The organism is Burkholderia sp. KL41 (assembly GCF_057005415.2).
Map to the genome: position 1 here is coordinate 289,680 of NZ_CM174446.1, position 16,500 is coordinate 306,179.

The following is a 16,500-nucleotide window of genomic DNA, read 5'->3' on the forward strand; positions in this document are numbered from 1 at the left end:
GAGCCATGATGTACAACGCTCAAGGAAAGATGTCCCAGGCCGACGTGCTCGCGCAATATGCGCCGCTCGTGCGTCGCCTCGGGCTGCAGCTCGTCGCGAAGATGCCGGCGAGCGTCGACCTCGACGACCTGATCCAGGCCGGCATGATCGGCCTGATGGACGCGGCCGGCCGCTACAAGGAAGACCAGGGCGCGCAGTTCGAGACCTACGCGACGCAGCGCATCCGCGGCGCGATGCTCGACGAGCTGCGCAGCAACGACTGGCTGCCGCGCAGCCTGCGCAAGACGTCGCGCGAGGTCGAGCACGCGGTGCACCAGGTCGAGCAGCATCTCGGCCGCTCGGCGAGCGAGACCGAGATCGCGCAGCACCTGAACATGCCGCTCGACGAGTACCAGGGGATGCTGCAGGACCTGCACGGCAGCCAGCTGATCTACTACGAGGATTTCGACCGCGCGGCCGACGACGAGCCGTTCCTCGACCGCTACCGCGTCGACCACGCGGACCCGCTGTCGGCACTGCTCGACGAGCACCTGCGCGAAGCGCTCGTCGAGGCGATCGAGCGGCTGCCGGAGCGCGAGAAGCTGCTGATGTCGCTGTACTACGAACGGGGTCTGAATCTGCGCGAGATCGGCGCGGTGCTCGAAGTGAGCGAATCGCGCGTATGCCAGCTGCACAGCCAGGCCGTCGCGCGCCTGCGCGCGCGGCTGCGCGAACAGGCGTGGGTCGGCGCGGAATCCTGACCCTTTACCGTTCCTGACGGCCGCGCGCGTCGACGCCGCGCGTTTGGCGTCTGCATCTGTGTGCGCATTCTGCGCGCCGATTTGCTACAATCCCCTCCGTTTTCCGAGGAGCGTTGCGACGGACTTCTGCGTCCGCCAGGCTCGGAAAGCTTCACCAAGCAGCCGTGCGGCGCGCGTATCGCGACCGTCGCACCGGCCCCGCTTCCTGAACGGCGCTCACGTCACCAATCTAGAAACTTTTTAGAAAGGAGGGCGTGATGAACGCCATTATCGATTCCAAGGCTTCCAACGATTACGTCGTCGCCGACATGGCGCTGGCCGGCTGGGGCCGCAAGGAACTGAACATCGCCGAGACCGAAATGCCGGGCCTCGTGCAGATCCGCGACGAATACAAGGCGCAGCAGCCGCTGAAGGGCGCGCGCATCGCGGGTTCGCTGCACATGACGATCCAGACCGGCGTGCTGATCGAGACGCTGAAGGCGCTCGGCGCCGACGTCCGCTGGGCGTCGTGCAACATCTTCTCGACGCAGGACCACGCGGCTGCCGCGATCGTCGAAGCCGGCACGCCGGTGTTCGCGTTCAAGGGCGAATCGCTCGACGAATACTGGGAGTTCTCGCACCGCATCTTCGAATGGCCGAACGGCGAATTCGCGAACATGATCCTGGACGACGGCGGCGATGCAACGCTGCTGCTGATCCTCGGCGCGAAGGCCGAGAAGGACCGTTCGGTGATCGCGAAGCCGACCAACGAGGAAGAAGTCGCGCTGTACAAGTCGATCGCGAAGCACCTCGACGCGGACCCGACCTGGTACTCGACGCGCCTCGCGCACATCAAGGGCGTGACCGAAGAAACCACGACCGGCGTGCACCGCCTGTACCAGATGGAAAAGGACGGCCGCCTGCCGTTCCCGGCGTTCAACGTGAACGACTCGGTCACGAAGTCGAAGTTCGACAACCTGTACGGCTGCCGTGAATCGCTGGTCGACGGCATCAAGCGCGCGACCGACGTGATGATCGCGGGCAAGGTCGCGGTCGTCGCGGGCTACGGCGACGTGGGCAAGGGCTGCGCGCAGTCGCTGCGCGGCCTGGGCGCGACCGTGTGGGTCACCGAAATCGATCCGATCTGCGCGCTGCAGGCGGCGATGGAAGGCTACCGCGTCGTGACGATGGAATACGCGGCCGACAAGGCCGACATCTTCGTGACGGCCACCGGCAACTTCCACGTGATCAACCACGATCACATGAAGGCGATGCGCCACAACGCGATCGTCTGCAACATCGGTCACTTCGACTCGGAAATCGACGTCGCGTCGACCCGCCAGTACGAGTGGGAAAACATCAAGCCGCAGGTCGACCACATCATCTTCCCGGACGGCAAGCGCGTGATCCTGCTGGCGGAAGGCCGCCTCGTGAACCTCGGCTGCGCGACCGGCCACCCGTCGTTCGTGATGTCGAACTCGTTCGCGAACCAGACGCTCGCGCAGATCGAACTGTTCGTGCGCGGCAACGAGTACGAGAACAAGGTGTACGTGCTGCCGAAGCACCTCGATGAAAAGGTTGCGCGCCTGCACCTCGCGCGCATCGGCGCGAACCTGTCCGTGCTGTCCGACGAGCAGGCTTCGTACATCGGCGTGCAGAAGGACGGCCCGTTCAAGCCGAACCACTACCGCTACTGATCCGATGCGCCGCCGCCGCGGTGCCGTGCGCGCGTCGCCGACGCGCACCCGGCACGGCGGCACGGCGCGGGATCGCCGGCTGCCGCGGCGCGCCTTCGGGCACCCGCGGCGGCCGGCGGCGGCCACTGATCGTACCGATCGACAACCGAACCGGAGCACTCCATGAGCGTCATCCTCACCTGGGTCATCAACGCGCTCGCGCTGCTGATCATCACGTACCTCGTGCCGTCGATCCACATCAAGAGCTTCGGCACGGCGCTGATCATCGCGGTCGTGCTCGGCCTGATCAACACGGTGATCCGCCCGGTGCTGATCCTGCTGACGCTGCCCGTCACGATCGTCACGCTCGGGGTGTTCATCCTCGTCGTGAACGCGTTGTGCTTCTGGTTCGCGTCGTCGCTGCTGAAGGGCTTCGAGGTGTCGGGGTTCTGGTCCGCGTTCTTCGGTTCGATCCTGTACAGCATCGTGTCGTGGCTGCTGTCCGCCCTGATCTTCGGTCAGCGCGACATCGGCTGAGGCCTGAGCCTGTTCCCACCGAATCATGAAACCGATCGAACTCTCGTTTGAATTCTTCCCGCCGAAGACGGCGGAAGGCGTCGAGAAGCTGCGCGCCACGCGTGCGCAACTGATGCCGCTGAAGCCGAAATTCGTCTCCGTGACGTTCGGCGCCGGCGGCTCGACGCAGCAGGGCACGCTCGATACCGTGCTCGACATGCAGAAGGACGGCCTCGAGGCCGCGCCGCACCTGTCGTGCATCGGCTCGTCGCGCGACAGCCTGCGCGCGATCCTCGACCAGTACCGCTCGTACGGCATCCGGCACATCGTCGCGCTGCGCGGCGACCTGCCGTCCGGGATGGGCGCGGTCGGCGAGCTGCGCTATGCGTCCGAGCTCGTCAGCTTCATCCGCGCCGAGCATGGCGACTGGTTCCACATCGAGGTCGCCGGCTACCCGGAGTACCACCCGCAATCGCGTTCGCCGAAGGCCGATCTCGAGAATTTCGCGCGCAAGGTGAAAGCCGGCGCGAATTCCGCGATCACGCAGTACTTCTTCAACGCCGACGCGTATTTCCGCTTCGTCGACGATGCGCGCAAGCTGGGCGTGGACGTGCCGATCGTGCCGGGCATCATGCCGATCACGAACTTCTCGCAGCTGATGCGCTTCTCCGAGATGTGCGGTGCCGAAGTGCCGCGCTGGGTGGCGCGCCGGCTCGAGAGCTTCGGCGACGATCGCGAGTCGATCCGCGCGTTCGGCGCGGACGTCGTCACGGGCCTGTGCCAGCGTCTGGTCGACGCGGGCGTGCCCGGGCTGCATTTCTATACGCTGAACACGGCGGCCGCGACGCGGACGATCTGTGAACGGCTCGACGTGTAGGCGCGGTCACGCGACTGCATGCGTGAAAGCCCCGCCGGTTTCTGCCGGCGGGGCTTTTTTTCGAGGGTTGCGGAGCGGGGCCGCGCGCGTCAGCGCTGCGCCTGCATCAGCGGCGGGCGGCGATCGAACCACGGCCGCGCCTGTTCGAGCTGCCGTGCCAGCCTGAGCAGCAGCGCGTCGTCGGTGTGGCGCGCGGCGAACTGCACGCCGATCGGCAGCCCGCGCGCGTTCCAGTAGAGCGGCACCGACATCGCCGGCTGGCCGGTCAGGTTGAACAGCTCGGTGCAGCCGGCCCACGTGAACGCCTTTTCCGACGACCTCGCGAGCATTTCCTTCAGCAGCGGCTTCACCGGCAGCGCGGCGAGCACCTTCATCTGCGCCGATTCGAACGGCGTCGGCTGCAATTCGCCGATCTTCACCGGCGGCCCCGCGAGCGACGCGCACAGGATCGCGTCGTAACGCGACACGAGGCCGGAGACCTGCACGGTGAGCTGGCGCTGCCATTCGAGCACGTCCGGCAGGCGGGTGCGCGCGAGGCGCCGGCCGACCACGGCCATCGCCCACGTCGCCGCTTCGAATTCGCCGCGCTTCGGCGTGCGGCCGGTCAGCGCGCGTGCGCCGAGCACCATCTCCTCAGCGATCGTTGCCCACAGCGTGAGGAAGGTTTCGGCCGTGCGTGCGTAGTTGACGTTCAGCGTCGCCGGCTCGACGTGGTGGCCGAGCGATTCGAGCAGCGCGGCCGCGTCGTCGAGCGCCGCGCGGGTGTCGTCGGCGAGCGCCGGCGCGAGCATCGGGTCGAGCACGAGGCCGATCCGCAGCGGGCCGGGCGGCGTGTCGAGCTCGCCGAGGAACGTGCCGGGCGCGCCGGCCGGCAAGGTCTGGCCGGTCGTCACGTCGAGCAGCAGCGCGCTGTCGCGCACGCTGCGCGTGACCGCATGCTGGACGACCAGCTCGCCGTTCGACGGCCGGTCGACGAGGACCGGGTTGCGGGTCGGCTTCAGGCCGAACAGCCCGCAGCACGACGCCGGAATGCGGATCGAGCCGCCGCCGTCGGACGCATGCGCGAGCGGCACGATGCCGGCCGCGACGGCCGCGGCCGCGCCGCCGCTCGAGCCGCCGGGCGTGTGGTCGAGATTCCACGGATTGCGGCACGCGCCGAACAGTTCGGGTTCCGTGTACGGCATCTGGCCGATTTCCGACGTGTTGGTCTTGCCGAACACGTTGAGCCCGGCCGCGCGGCTTCGCGCGATCACCGGCGAATCGTCGTCAGGCACGAAATACCGGTAGTGCCGGCTGCCCATCGACAGCGGCAGCCCGGCCACCGCCGCGCCGAGATCCTTGACCAGATACGGCACGCCGGCGAACGGCGCGTCGGCGCCGCCGTCCGGCGTGGCGACCGCACGCTGGCGTGCGGCTTCGTAGTCCTGCAGCACGATCGCGTTGATCGCACTGTTGACCGCTTCGGCCTGGCCGATCGCGGCGTCGAGCAGTTCGCGCGGGCTCGCCTTGCGTTCGCGTACCAGTGCGGCGAGGCCGATCGCGTCGTGCGCGAGATAGTCCGAGTGCATCGCAGTCACCCCCGTTGTGACGCGTGGCGATGTCGGCAGCATAACGCGGGCCCGCTGCAAGGGGCCCGCTGCCGGCCGTTTTTAGAGGTGCTCGGCGAGGAAGGTCAGCGTGCGGCCGTGCGCGAGCGCCGATGCGCGCTGGTTGTACGACGCGCGATCCGTGCAGTTGAAGCCGTGCTCGGCGCCCGGATAGACGTGGAACGATGCATGGCCGTGGCCGGCGAACGCGGCCTTCACCTGGTCGACGGCCGTGAGCGGGATACCGTGGTCGTTTTCGGCGTAGTGGAACAGGATCGGCTGCGTGACCTTGCCGGCGAGGTCGAGCGCGTTCTGGATGCCGCCGCCGTAGTAGGCCACGGCCGCGTCGATCTTGCCGGTCGCGGCCGCGCGGTACGCGAGCTGGCCGCCGAAGCAGTAGCCGATCGCGGCGATCTTGCCGGCCACTTCGGGGCGCGCGCGCAACGCGTCGGCGGCCGCGCCGATGTCCGCGACCGCGAGGCCCACATCGGTCTTTTTCATCAGCTCGATGCCCTTGTCGCGATCCGCGCCTTCATAGGTCAGCTCGACGCGCGGCTGCGTGCGCCAGAACACGTCCGGCGCGAGCGCGACGAAGCCGTCGGACGCGTACTGGTCGGCGACCGCGCGGATGTGCGAGTTCACGCCGAAGATCTCCTGGATGATGATGACGGCAGGGCCAGTGCCGCGCTTGGGCAGCGCAAGATAGCCGCCGAAGCTGTCGTTACCGGTCGGGATGTCGATCCATTGGGCAGTCACGTTCTGAACTCCTGGCGAACGGGGTGCGCGATGCGCGCCCCGGGGTGAGAGAGGCGGCCTAGTGTGCCACCGATCGTGTGACGGTGCAGGACGCGCGCCCCGGGGCGAGGGAGGCGGCCTCATGTGCCACCGGTCGTGTATCGGCGCAGGACGCGCGCCTGCTTCTCGCGCAGCGATCGTTTCGATCTCGATTATTCATTTTTCGGCGCGGCGCCGCTTCGATAGAGTCGATGTGCCAGCCTTTACAAAGCGCTTTCGCGCATCGTCATCGAAGGATTCGCCATGTCTGCCCGCCTGTTTTCCACGCCCTTTTCCGAACGCTTCGGCCTGCGCCTGCCGCTCGTGCAGGCGCCGATGGTCGGCGCGACCACGGCTGCGATGGTCGCCGCCGCATCGAATGCCGGCGCGCTCGGCAGTCTTGGCGCCGCCGCGTTCGCGCCCGAGCGCCTCGCGACCGAAGTCGAAGCCATCCGCGCGGCGACCGCCCGCCCGTTCGCGATCAACCTGTTCGTGCTGCCGGACGCGACGCCCGACGCGGCGACCGTCGCGCGTGCGCTGGCCGCGATCGACCCGCTGAACGCGGCGCTCGGATTGCCGCCGGGCACCGCGCCCGCGCGCTACGCGCCGGATTTCCGTGCGCAACTCGATGCGCTGGTGGCGCTGCGCGTGCCCGTTGCAAGCTTCACGTTCGGCGTGCTCGACGCGGCCGACGTCGCGCGCCTGAAGGCCGCCGGCACCTACGTGATCGGCACGGCGACGCACGTGGCCGAGGGGCTCGCATGGCAGGCGGCCGGCGCCGACGCGTTGTCCGCGCAGGGCGCCGAGGCGGGCGGCCATCGCGGCACGTTCATCGGTTCCGCCGACGATGCGCTGATCGGCACGTTCGCGCTCGTGCCGCAACTGGTCGACGCGACGGGCCTGCCCGTGCTCGCCGCCGGCGGCATCATGGACGGCCGCGGGATCGCGGCCGCGCTTGCGCTCGGCGCACAGGGCGCGCAGCTCGGAACCGCGTTCCTCACCTGCACGGAAAGCGCGATCGCGGCGGACTGGAAGGCGCGCCTGCTCGCGAGCACCGATACGTCGACGCAGGTCACGCGCGCGATCACCGGCCGCCACGCGCGCGGGCTGCGCAATACGCTGATGGCGCGGCTCGGCGAACGCGTGGCCGACGTCGCGCCGTACCCGGTGCAGAACGCGCTGACGCAGCCGCTGCGCCAGGCCGCCGCGCGCGCGAACGACGGCGACTACCTGTCGCTGTGGGCCGGGCAGGGCGCGCCGCTCGCGCGGCGGCGCGGCGATGCGCCGACGACGTCGCAGCTCGTCGCCGCGCTCGACGCCGAATGGCGTGCCGCGGCTGCCTGAATCGTTCATGCCGGACGACGAAACGCGCGCTGTCACGCGCGTTTCATTCAATGATCCCGGGCACAAAATACCGAATCGAAATGCCCCGGGAATACTTTGAAGCGACCTTTCGGCGAGACCTCGGGAATTAGCGGAAACCCTTATCCGGCGGGGCTTGCAGCGATATTCGAGTAGTCGTTCCAAAGTGCGCATATCGGTAGTGTTACCACTACCCCAAAAAAGTCCCACAAATTAATTTGATCACCTACACTTGCGCGCAAGTACGGACGGGCGGCTGCTAAAAGCGGCGGTTTTCACGTGCTTGAGGCCAAGTGCATGAACGATGCATCCGGCGAATCGTCCAGTGATTGCAAACACAGGGATGGCAGCGGGGCACCGGGCGATGGCGTTTTTTGGGACCGAACTGGAGACTTACATGAATATCAAGATGCAAAAGCTGTTGCCGATCACCGCCGCAGTGATGCTGTGCGCTGCAGCTGCAAGCAACGCGTCAGCCGATCAAGTCGTCAAGATCGGCCACGTCGCGCCGTTGACGGGCGGCATTGCACACCTGGGCAAGGACAACGAAAACGGCGCGCGTCTCGCAGTCGAGGAGATCAACGCGAAGGGTCTCACGGTCGGCGGCCAGAAGATCACGCTGCAACTCGACCCGCAGGATGACGCGGCCGACCCGCGGCAGGCCACGCAGGTTGCGCAGAAGCTCGTCGACGACAAGGTCGTCGCGGTGGTCGGCCACCTGAACTCGGGCACGTCGATCCCGGCGTCGAAGATCTACAGCGATGCGGGCATCGTGCAGATCTCGCCGTCGGCCACGAACCCGGCCTACACGCAGCAGGGCTTCAAGACCACGTACCGCGTGGTGGCCACCGATGCGCAGCAGGGCCCGGCACTCGCGAACTACGCGCACTCGAAGGGCATCAAGAGCGTGGCGGTGGTCGACGATTCGACCGCCTACGGCCAGGGTCTCGCGAACGAGTTCGAGAAGAAGGCCAAGGCGCTCGGCCTGAAGGTGATGTCGCATGACGCGACGAACGACAAGGCGGTCGACTTCCGCGCGATTCTGACCAAGATCAAGGGCGAGAATCCGGACGCGATCATGTACGGCGGCATGGACGCCACCGGCGGCCCGTTCGCGAAACAGGCGAAGCAGCTCGGCCTGCGCGCGAAGATCTTCGCGGGTGACGGCGTGTGCACGGAAAAGCTGGCCGACCTGGCCGGCGACGCGACCGACAACGTGGTGTGCTCGGAAGCCGGTGCCTCGCTCGAGAAAATGGCGGGCGGCGCGGCGTTCAAGGCGAAGTACGAGAAGCGCTTCGGCCAGCCGATCCAGATCTACGCACCGTTCACGTATGACGCCGTGTACATCATCGTCGACGCGATGAAGCGCGCGAACTCGACCGACCCGGCGAAGATCCTCGCGGCGATGCCGGCGACGAACTACTCGGGCGTGATCGGCACGACGACCTTCGACTCGAAGGGCGACCTGCAGCACGGCGTGATCTCGCTGTACAACTACAAGGGCGGCAAGAAGTCGCTGCTCGACGAAGTGAAGATGTAACGCAACAGGCGGTCAACAGAAGGGGTGAAAACGCGCATGCGGCAACGCATGCGCGTTTTCTTTTTGGCGGTTCGGCCCGGCGAGCGCCGTACCGTCAGATCTTCAGATGTGCGAGCACCTTCGGCGCGACCAGCGCGACGAGCGCCGCGCACAGCGCGACGACCGACAGGCCGATCGTCAGGTTCGCGGCCTGCGCGACCGCACCGATCACGACCGGGCCGAACAACAGCCCGAAATACGCGAGCCCCGCCACGTGCGCGAGCCCTTCGGCCGCGTGGATGCCTTTCACCCGCGCGGCGGCTGCGAACAGCACGGGCATCATGTTCGCGAGGCCGAGGCCCATCAGCGTGAAGCCGGTCAGCACCGCGACCGGGTTCGGCAGCAGCAGCGCGCCGATCATCCCCGCGCATGCGAGCGACGCGCTCGCGAATACGAGCTGCGGCGCGCCGAAGCGCGCACGCACGGCGTCGCCCGCGAAGCGCGCGATGGCCATCCCGCCCGAGAATGCCGCATACGCGGCGCTCGCGAGCGCGGGGCTCGCCGCGACGACGTCGCGCATGTAGACCGTCGCCCAGTCGTACATCGCGCCTTCGGCGACCAGTGCAATCAGCGCGATGCCGCCGAGCATCCACAACGCGGGCGAGCGCCAGCGGTTGCCGCCGCCATGCGCGTGTTCGTGGTGCGGCACGTGCGGCAACACGGCCGGGCTGGCGGCCACGAGCACCGCGGCGCTCACGGCGGCCGCGAGCGCGAGGTGCACGACCGGCGCCATGCCGGCCGACAGCAGCGCGCCGCCGGCGGCCGCGCCCGCCATCCCGCCGATGCTGAACATCCCGTGCAGCGACGACATGATCGGCTTGCCGAGCGCGATCTCGACGGCGCTGGCCTCGGCGTTCATCGCGACGTCGAGCGTGGCCATCGAGAAACCGAACAGCGCGAGCACCGCGAGCAGCATCCAGTAGTCGGGCACGACGAGGATCAGCGCCGCGCACGCGGACATCACGAGCCCGCCGGCGAGGCACGCGGTGCGCGAGCCGACGCGGGTGATCCAGCGCGCGATGGTCAGCATCGCGGCGATCGAGCCGCCGGCGACCGCGAACAGCGCGATCGACAGCAGGCCGGGGCTCAGCGCGAACTTGTCGCGCACGGTTGGCACGTGCACGCCCCAGGACGCGTACATCATGCCGGCGACGAAGAACAGCGCCATCGACGCCGTGCGCGCGCGCTGGCGGGCCGGCAGCGGCAGCACGCGATGCGCGTCGGGCGGCGCGGCGAACGGGGACGACGATTCGGGGGAGGAGGATTCGGACACGGAAAGGCTCGTCAAAGGAAACGCGCGGACGCACGCGGCGCCCGTCGGACCCGTCCGATTCTATCGAACCGCTTACGATCCTGCCGGGCGATGGCCGCTTGGCCGACGATCGGGCGGCCGAGGTGCCCTCCGGTATTCGCCGCATCGGCCGTTCGACCGATGCGCGGCGTACCGCGCCCGCGGGTAACATCGAAGCGCATGGCGTGCCCGGCGCGCCGCCCTTCGACCGCAGGAGTCCTCTTGAACATCGATCCCGCTCTCGCCCTGCATCTGCTGCACCGCTGCGCGCTCGGCACGCTCGCCACCCATGCGCGCGATCCGCAGGGCTTCCCGTATCCGACGGTCGTTCCGTTTGCACCCGATGCAAGCCATCGTCCGGTGATCCTCGTGAGCGGCCTCGCGGAGCACACGCGCAACCTGGCCGCCGATCCGCGCGCGGGCTTCCTCGTGGTCGACGCGTCCGGCGGCGACGTGCTGAACGCCGAGCGCGCGACGCTGCTCGGCCGGTTCGTGCCGCTCGGCGACGATCCGCACGTCACCGCGCGCTACCTGCGCTACGAGCCGGACGCCGCGCGCTATCTGGCGCTCGGCGATTTCACGTTCTGGGCGCTCGACGTCGAGCGGCTGCGCTATATCGGCGGTTTCGGGCGCATGGGCTGGGTCGACGGCACGCATCTCGATGCGCTGCCGCCGCTCGCCTTCGACGAGGAACAGGCGTTATGGGACGCGTACGACGGCGGCGCGGCGCGCCGCGACGGGCTCGAATTGCTCGGCGTCGATCGTCACGGCGCCGACTGGCGACACGACGGCCGCCGCGTGCGCACGCCGTTCGATACGCCTTTGGCCGACGCGGGCGCGTTGCACGAGCGGCTGATTGCGTGCGCGCGGGATGTGGCGTGACGTCGCGGCGCGGGCTTGTCCGCGGTTTGTCCGTTTAGCGTGTGGCGCCGTCCGATTTTCGTAAAACTGTCGTCCGATGAAAGCTTCTATTTTTCCGAATGCAGGGTAATTGCGTATGTTGATAGACCTAATAGCCAATGGCTAATGTCCTAATCTCTGTGTAGGAACGTAAAAATTTGAGAAAAGGCCGCGGCCGGTCAAAATGACACGAGTGAATTTCAATTGATCTCGGGATTTTCATGAATCTCGCTTCTATCAAATCTTTTTTGTGCTAATCTCTGCCTTCGAAAATCCGAGGCACATATATTTCATGAATGGTGAGCTGGCTGCAGACCGGCGCCATTAGTCAGATAGAAAGGGAAACTATGTCTTCTTACAAGGACCTGCTGGCCCAGCGGGAGAAGCTGGAGAAGCAAATCGAAGAAGCGAAGTCGCGTGAATACGCTGAAGTGCTGAATGACGTGAAGCAGAAAATTGCCGACTACGGCTTTTCGCTCGCCGAACTCGGTCTCAGCCGCGCGAAGGCAGGCAAGGTTGGCCGTCCGCGTGCTGGCGTCGCCGCGAAATACCGCGATCCGGAAACGGGCGCGACGTGGTCGGGCCGCGGCAAGCCGCCGCGCTGGATCGCTGGCAAGAACCGCGAACAGTTTGCGATTTAAACGTTTGTTTAAGTCACCTGAGCTTCAAAAGAGCCGCGTGTCCGTTCAGGAGCGCGGCTTTTTTGTTTTCAGCGGCCGCCGCGCGCATGGCGTTGTCATGAAAATGTAATAATCGAGGGTGCGAATGGAAATACGACCTGTTCGCATAAGCGATTGATTTGAATAAGAAATTTACGAGTATTGGCGGGATTCGCGGGGCGCCCTTGATAGAATTGGGTACCGCACACCGATATCTCATATTTCATGTCCACGTTTTCCGGCGACGCGCAGAGCGCAGATAAGCACGCGGTTGCACGCAAGAGCACGTTCGTCAGTATTGTGCTGAATGTCGTGCTTGCGACATTTCAGATCGTCGTCGGCACGATTGCGCATTCGCAAGCATTGATTGCCGACGGGGTGCATTCGATTTCCGATTTGATCTCGGATTTCGTCGTGCTGGTTGCGAATCGGCATAGCGGCGCATCGCCGGACGCCGACCACAATTACGGGCACAGCCGCTACGAGACCGTCGCGTCGCTGTTTCTCGGCGCAATCCTGATTGCAGTCGGCGTCGGCATGCTGTGGCGGGCCGGCGACCGTCTCGTTAATCTCGAAAATATTCCGGCGGTACATTTTTCCGCGCTGGTCGTCGCGCTGACGGTGCTCGTGTCGAAAGAGGCGCTGTTTCGCTACATGCTGCGCGAAGCGCGGCGCGTGCGCTCGGCGATGCTCGTCGCGAACGCATGGCATGCGCGTTCGGATGCCGCCTCGTCGCTCGTCGTCGCGATCGGCATCGTCGGCAGCCTGGCCGGCGTGCGGCTGCTCGATCCGATCGCGGCGGCGATCGTCGGCTTCATGGTCGCGCGCATGGGCTGGACGTTCGGCTATGACGCGTTGCAGGACCTCTCCGACCGCGCGCTCGATACGACCGACACGGCCGAGATCCGCGCGCTGCTCGCCGCGACGCCGGGCGTGCGCGACGTGCACGACCTGCGCACGCGCAAGATGGGCGATGCGGCGCTCGTCGACGCGCACATCCTCGTCGATCCGATGATCTCCGTCTCCGAAGGGCACTACATCGCGGAAACCGCACGTGCACGCGTGCTGCGCGACCCGCGCGTGCTCGACGCGCTGATCCACGTCGACCCCGAGAACGACGCGGCGCGCCGTCCGGCGCTCGCGCTGCCGCCGCGCGGCGAGATCGCGGCGCGGCTCGAGGCCGCGCTCGCGCAGCGCGGGCTGCATGCGGCGGCGATCAACCTGCATTACCTGAGCACGGGGCTCGAGATCGACGTGACGCTGGCGTGCGATCCGCACGACACCGATGCGGCGCTGGCCGGCCGGCTCGACGTCGACGCGCTGAAGCGCGAGTTCGGCGCGCGCCGGATCGGCTTCACGCGCACGATGCCCGCGCAGGCGTGACCTGCCGCCGGCGGGCCGTGCGCGCGGGCGTGCGCGTTACAGCCGTTACAGCGGCAGCTGCGTGTCGAACTTGATCTCGCGCAGCACGACACTCGTGCGCACTTGCGACACGGCGGGGATCTTGAAGATGCGTTCGTGCAGGAACACGTCGTAGGCCTTGATGTCCGGCGCGACGATCTTGAGGATGTAATCGGCCTCGCCGGTCGTGCTGTAGCACTCGGTGACTTCCGGGCAGGTCGCGATCTCGCGCTCGAACTGCTCGACGCCGCCTTCGTTGTGGCGGGTCAGGTGCACGTGCGCGAGCGCGCAGACGTGCAGGCCGAGCTTCTCGCGATCGAGCAGCGCCGTGTAGCGCTGGATCACGCCCGACTGTTCCATGTCCTTGATGCGGCGCCAGCACGGCGTGCTCGACAGGCCGACCTGGTCGGAAATTTCCTGAACGGAACGGCGCGCGTCGAGCTGCAACAGGCGAAGGATTTTTTGCGAAAAGGAATCGAGCGTCACCTGCGCCTCCATGCGGCAGCAACAACATGCTGAATGTTAGAGGGCCGGGAAAGGAAAGGCAATCTGGCGTCGCGTTGCTGAGCGAGATTCGCTAATTTGCTCGCGGATCCGTGGGGTTTTGTCCCGCCCCCGCGTTTTCCGACCGATCGGTGTCCGACACCGCGAGGCCCGCGAGCGCGGCCTGCTGGCGGCGCAGGTCGGCGAGCATGTTGCAGAACAGCGCGCCTTGCTCGATCGCGTCGTCGAGCGCGACGTGCGTGTGCGGATGGTCGTCGAACCAGTGCTTCGGAAAACGCGGCTTGATCGCCTTGCGGTACGGCAGGCCCGTCATCGCGAACGCGAGCGTCTTGATGTCGAGCGCCGACCACGAGAACGGGCAGCGCCCGGCGAAGCGCATCATGTACCAGAACATGAACGTGAAATCGAAGCCGGCCGGCATCGCGACGAATACCGGCTTGCCGGGCAGCGCCTCGACCCAGTCGACGTACGCGACGAGCGCCGCCTCGGGCGCCTGCAGGTCGCGGCGGCACGCGGCCCATGCTTCGGGCTCGGTCTTCCACCACGCTTCCTGCACCGGGTGCGCCTGCGCGCCCGGCAGCGTCTCGAGGTTGGCCGAGAAGGTCGCGATCAGCTGCTTGTCCTCGGTATAGGCGGCCGACGCGAAGCTCAGCATCGAGTGCGGGCCGGGGATCGGGCCGTCGGCCTCGACGTCGGTGCTGACGTAGATTTCCGGAATGGCGGTCTGGTTCATCCGAATGCCTTGTCGGACACGAACGGGTTCGTGCGGCGCTCGTCGCCGAACGTCGACACCGGGCCGTGGCCCGGCACGAACGTCACGTCGTCGCCGAGCGGCCACAGCTTCTCCTTGATCGAGCGGACGAGATCCTCGTGATTGCCGCGCGGGAAATCGGTGCGGCCGATCGAGCCGGCGAACAGCACGTCGCCGACGATCGCGACGCGATGCGCGCGGCTGAAGAACACGACGTGGCCGGGCGTGTGGCCCGGGCAGTGATAGACCTCGAGCGTCTCGTCGCCGAACTGCACGGTGTCGCCGTCGTTCAGCCAGTGATCCGGCTCGAAGGTTTCGGCGGCCGGAAAGCCGAAGCGCTCGCTCTGCATCGGCAGCTTCTCGATCCAGAAGCGCTCTTCTTCCTGCGGCCCTTCGATCGGCACGCCGTAGTGCGTCGCGAGCGTCTTCGCGCCCGCGCAGTGATCGATGTGCCCGTGCGTGAGCAGCACCTTCTCGACCTGCACGTTCTGCCGCGCGACTTCCTGCTGGATCCGGTCGAGGTCGCCGCCCGGATCGACGACGGCGGCGCGGCCCGTCTTCTCGCAGACGAGCAGCGAGCAGTTCTGCTGGAACGGCGTGACCGGAATGAGCGTGACTTTCATGGAGGCACCGGCGGCTAAAAGGAGCGATTGTACCGGTCGCGCGTGCCGCTTGCCGGCCGCGCGACGCGCGTCGCGGTGCGCGCCTCCGGGCATTCCCGGAGCATGTCGATTGTTACAGCCATAGTGAGAATCAATGGTCCGCCGGCGGTGCTTTTCAGGACAGCGTTTTGATTTATGTATAATGCGCTCCATTGCGCGTGAATTTCACGCCATTCGCTGGTGTTTCGGCCCCGTTAAAAAGGGGCGTCGGAAGCACCGTCAAGCATCAGCCGCCGGGGAGTCCGGCGGTGTATCCAGCACCGAGCATTCGGTGCTCACGTCTTGTCCGGCCGGGTGCTGCGCGCCCGCCTGCGGCCCTGCTGCCGCGCCGCCGGATGAGGCCTGTGCCGCCGTTCCTGTGCGTTGGTCGTTTCGACGCGCGCGAACGTGAAAGCCATGTTCGATGGCGGCATGTGGGGTCTGGTCAGGCTGTTGGGGACAGGTTGCGCCAGACGTGAAAGCTAATCAGGACGGTTGCGGCATAGACGAAAGCCGCGCCCATGCTAGCCGCCTGCTCGCATCCGAGCGGGGCGTGCACGCATTTGCCGTCCGGGCCGCGTGTCCGCGCTGTGAAGCAGCGTGACGAAGGAGCGGCCCGAACCAGAAGGCGACACGTCGATGAACGTACGATTTCCGACTCGTTTCGGGACCATTGCATTATTTTTCGCGTTGACGGGCTGCGCGGTGCCACCCAGCCAGACCACCGGAAGCGCGAACCAGAAGAACGCGGTCGACAAGACGGCCGGTGCCGCGAAGGCGGACAACGACAAGCAGCAACTGAATTTCGATTCCGCACTGGCGTCGATGCCGGCTGCCGACGCCAAGGACGCGAAGAAGTCGTCGCTGGCGGACGCCGAGCCGATCGACGGCAAGGATGTGTCCGACTTCCGTCAGACGGGCCGCGCATCGTGGTACGGGCGGGATTTCCACGGCCGCCGCACCGCGAACGGCGAGCGCTTCAACATGAACGCGCTCACCGCCGCGCACCGCACGCTGCCGCTGTCGTCGTACATCAAGGTGACGAACGCGTCGTCCGGCAAGTGGGTCGTCGTGAAGGTCAACGATCGCGGGCCGTTCAAGCGCGGCCGCGTGCTCGACCTGTCGTATGCCGCTGCCAAGATGATCGGCCTCGTGCACGCCGGCACGGGCCGCGTGAAGATCGAAGGGCTGTCGCCGCAGGAAGCGCGCGAGGCACGCGACGAAATGCTCGCGTCGGTCTCGACGAAGTAACGCGGCGGTTCGA

General features: G+C 66.8%; 16 protein-coding genes and 1 riboswitch. Of the genes, 10 read left to right on the forward strand and 6 right to left on the reverse strand.

The window, feature by feature from the left end; all coding sequences use genetic code 11:
- Positions 1-5: 5 nt before the first annotated feature.
- The 4 genes from PQB87_RS01360 to metF all read left to right on the forward strand — a co-directional run bounded on the left by PQB87_RS01360 (position 6) and on the right by metF (position 3,788).
- Positions 6-740 carry an RNA polymerase sigma factor FliA gene (locus PQB87_RS01360; RefSeq protein ID WP_006484033.1) on the forward strand — a complete coding sequence of 245 codons (735 nt, stop codon included), beginning with the start codon at positions 6-8 and terminating at the stop codon, positions 738-740.
- 99 nt (positions 741-839) lie between these two features.
- Positions 840-965: riboswitch (S-adenosyl-L-homocysteine riboswitch) on the forward strand.
- Between the two features lie 32 nt (positions 966-997).
- Complete coding sequence (gene ahcY / locus PQB87_RS01365) at positions 998-2,416, forward strand: adenosylhomocysteinase (RefSeq protein WP_226147313.1); 1,419 nt, start codon at positions 998-1,000, stop codon at positions 2,414-2,416.
- A 162-nt stretch (positions 2,417-2,578) separates the two neighbouring features.
- Positions 2,579-2,932 (forward strand): phage holin family protein, encoded by a 354-nt coding sequence (locus PQB87_RS01370; RefSeq protein WP_006477367.1) that lies wholly within the window; start codon positions 2,579-2,581, stop codon positions 2,930-2,932.
- Positions 2,933-2,957: 25 nt separating this feature from the next.
- The gene (metF, locus tag PQB87_RS01375; RefSeq protein ID WP_021164275.1) at positions 2,958-3,788 is read left to right on the forward strand and encodes a methylenetetrahydrofolate reductase [NAD(P)H]; all 831 of its coding nucleotides are present in this window, start codon (positions 2,958-2,960) and stop codon (positions 3,786-3,788) included.
- An 89-nt stretch (positions 3,789-3,877) separates the two neighbouring features.
- On the opposite strand, the gene PQB87_RS01380 is transcribed toward metF, so the two are convergent.
- Both PQB87_RS01380 and PQB87_RS01385 read right to left on the reverse strand, forming a co-directional pair.
- Positions 3,878-5,356 (reverse strand): amidase, encoded by a 1,479-nt coding sequence (locus tag PQB87_RS01380; RefSeq protein ID WP_059709501.1) that lies wholly within the window; start codon positions 5,354-5,356, stop codon positions 3,878-3,880.
- A gap of 81 nt (positions 5,357-5,437) precedes the next feature.
- Positions 5,438-6,130 (reverse strand): dienelactone hydrolase family protein, encoded by a 693-nt coding sequence (locus PQB87_RS01385; protein WP_027788631.1) that lies wholly within the window; start codon positions 6,128-6,130, stop codon positions 5,438-5,440.
- 282 nt (positions 6,131-6,412) lie between these two features.
- On the opposite strand from PQB87_RS01385, the gene PQB87_RS01390 reads away from it, so the two are divergent.
- Positions 6,413-7,492 (forward strand): NAD(P)H-dependent flavin oxidoreductase, encoded by a 1,080-nt coding sequence (locus PQB87_RS01390; RefSeq protein ID WP_222155808.1) that lies wholly within the window; start codon positions 6,413-6,415, stop codon positions 7,490-7,492.
- A 415-nt stretch (positions 7,493-7,907) separates the two neighbouring features.
- Positions 7,908-9,050: a branched-chain amino acid ABC transporter substrate-binding protein gene (locus tag PQB87_RS01395; protein ID WP_489242492.1), complete on the forward strand. Its 1,143-nt coding sequence runs from the start codon at positions 7,908-7,910 to the stop codon at positions 9,048-9,050.
- 94 nt (positions 9,051-9,144) lie between these two features.
- On the opposite strand, the gene PQB87_RS01400 is transcribed toward PQB87_RS01395, so the two are convergent.
- Positions 9,145-10,362, reverse strand: coding sequence for an MFS transporter (locus tag PQB87_RS01400; RefSeq protein WP_059493946.1), 1,218 nt, complete (start codon positions 10,360-10,362; stop codon positions 9,145-9,147).
- Positions 10,363-10,602: 240 nt separating this feature from the next.
- Here PQB87_RS01400 and PQB87_RS01405 point away from each other — a divergent pair, with 240 nt between their 5' ends.
- The 3 genes from PQB87_RS01405 (at position 10,603) to PQB87_RS01415 (ending at position 13,322) form a co-directional block, all read left to right on the forward strand.
- Positions 10,603-11,262 (forward strand): HugZ family pyridoxamine 5'-phosphate oxidase, encoded by a 660-nt coding sequence (locus PQB87_RS01405; RefSeq protein ID WP_226219380.1) that lies wholly within the window; start codon positions 10,603-10,605, stop codon positions 11,260-11,262.
- A 365-nt stretch (positions 11,263-11,627) separates the two neighbouring features.
- A complete protein-coding gene (locus PQB87_RS01410; RefSeq protein ID WP_006491875.1) occupies positions 11,628-11,921 on the forward strand; it encodes an H-NS histone family protein in 294 nt (97 codons plus the stop codon).
- Positions 11,922-12,164: 243 nt separating this feature from the next.
- On the forward strand, positions 12,165-13,322 hold the full coding sequence (locus PQB87_RS01415) for a cation diffusion facilitator family transporter (protein ID WP_059493948.1): 1,158 nt from the start codon (positions 12,165-12,167) through the stop codon (positions 13,320-13,322).
- 45 nt (positions 13,323-13,367) lie between these two features.
- Here the strand turns inward: PQB87_RS01415 and PQB87_RS01420 are convergent, their stop codons facing one another.
- The 3 genes from PQB87_RS01420 to PQB87_RS01430 form a co-directional block, all read right to left on the reverse strand.
- Positions 13,368-13,838, reverse strand: coding sequence for an Lrp/AsnC family transcriptional regulator (locus PQB87_RS01420; protein ID WP_006477376.1), 471 nt, complete (start codon positions 13,836-13,838; stop codon positions 13,368-13,370).
- A gap of 79 nt (positions 13,839-13,917) precedes the next feature.
- On the reverse strand, positions 13,918-14,577 hold the full coding sequence (locus tag PQB87_RS01425; RefSeq protein WP_027788625.1) for a 3'-5' exonuclease family protein: 660 nt from the start codon (positions 14,575-14,577) through the stop codon (positions 13,918-13,920).
- Complete coding sequence (locus PQB87_RS01430; RefSeq protein WP_027788624.1) at positions 14,574-15,218, reverse strand: MBL fold metallo-hydrolase; 645 nt, start codon at positions 15,216-15,218, stop codon at positions 14,574-14,576. The genes PQB87_RS01425 and PQB87_RS01430 overlap by 4 nt, the downstream gene beginning before the upstream one ends.
- A gap of 657 nt (positions 15,219-15,875) precedes the next feature.
- Here PQB87_RS01430 and PQB87_RS01435 point away from each other — a divergent pair.
- The gene (locus PQB87_RS01435) at positions 15,876-16,487 is read left to right on the forward strand and encodes a septal ring lytic transglycosylase RlpA family protein (RefSeq protein WP_027788623.1); all 612 of its coding nucleotides are present in this window, start codon (positions 15,876-15,878) and stop codon (positions 16,485-16,487) included.
- Positions 16,488-16,500: the final 13 nt, after the last annotated feature.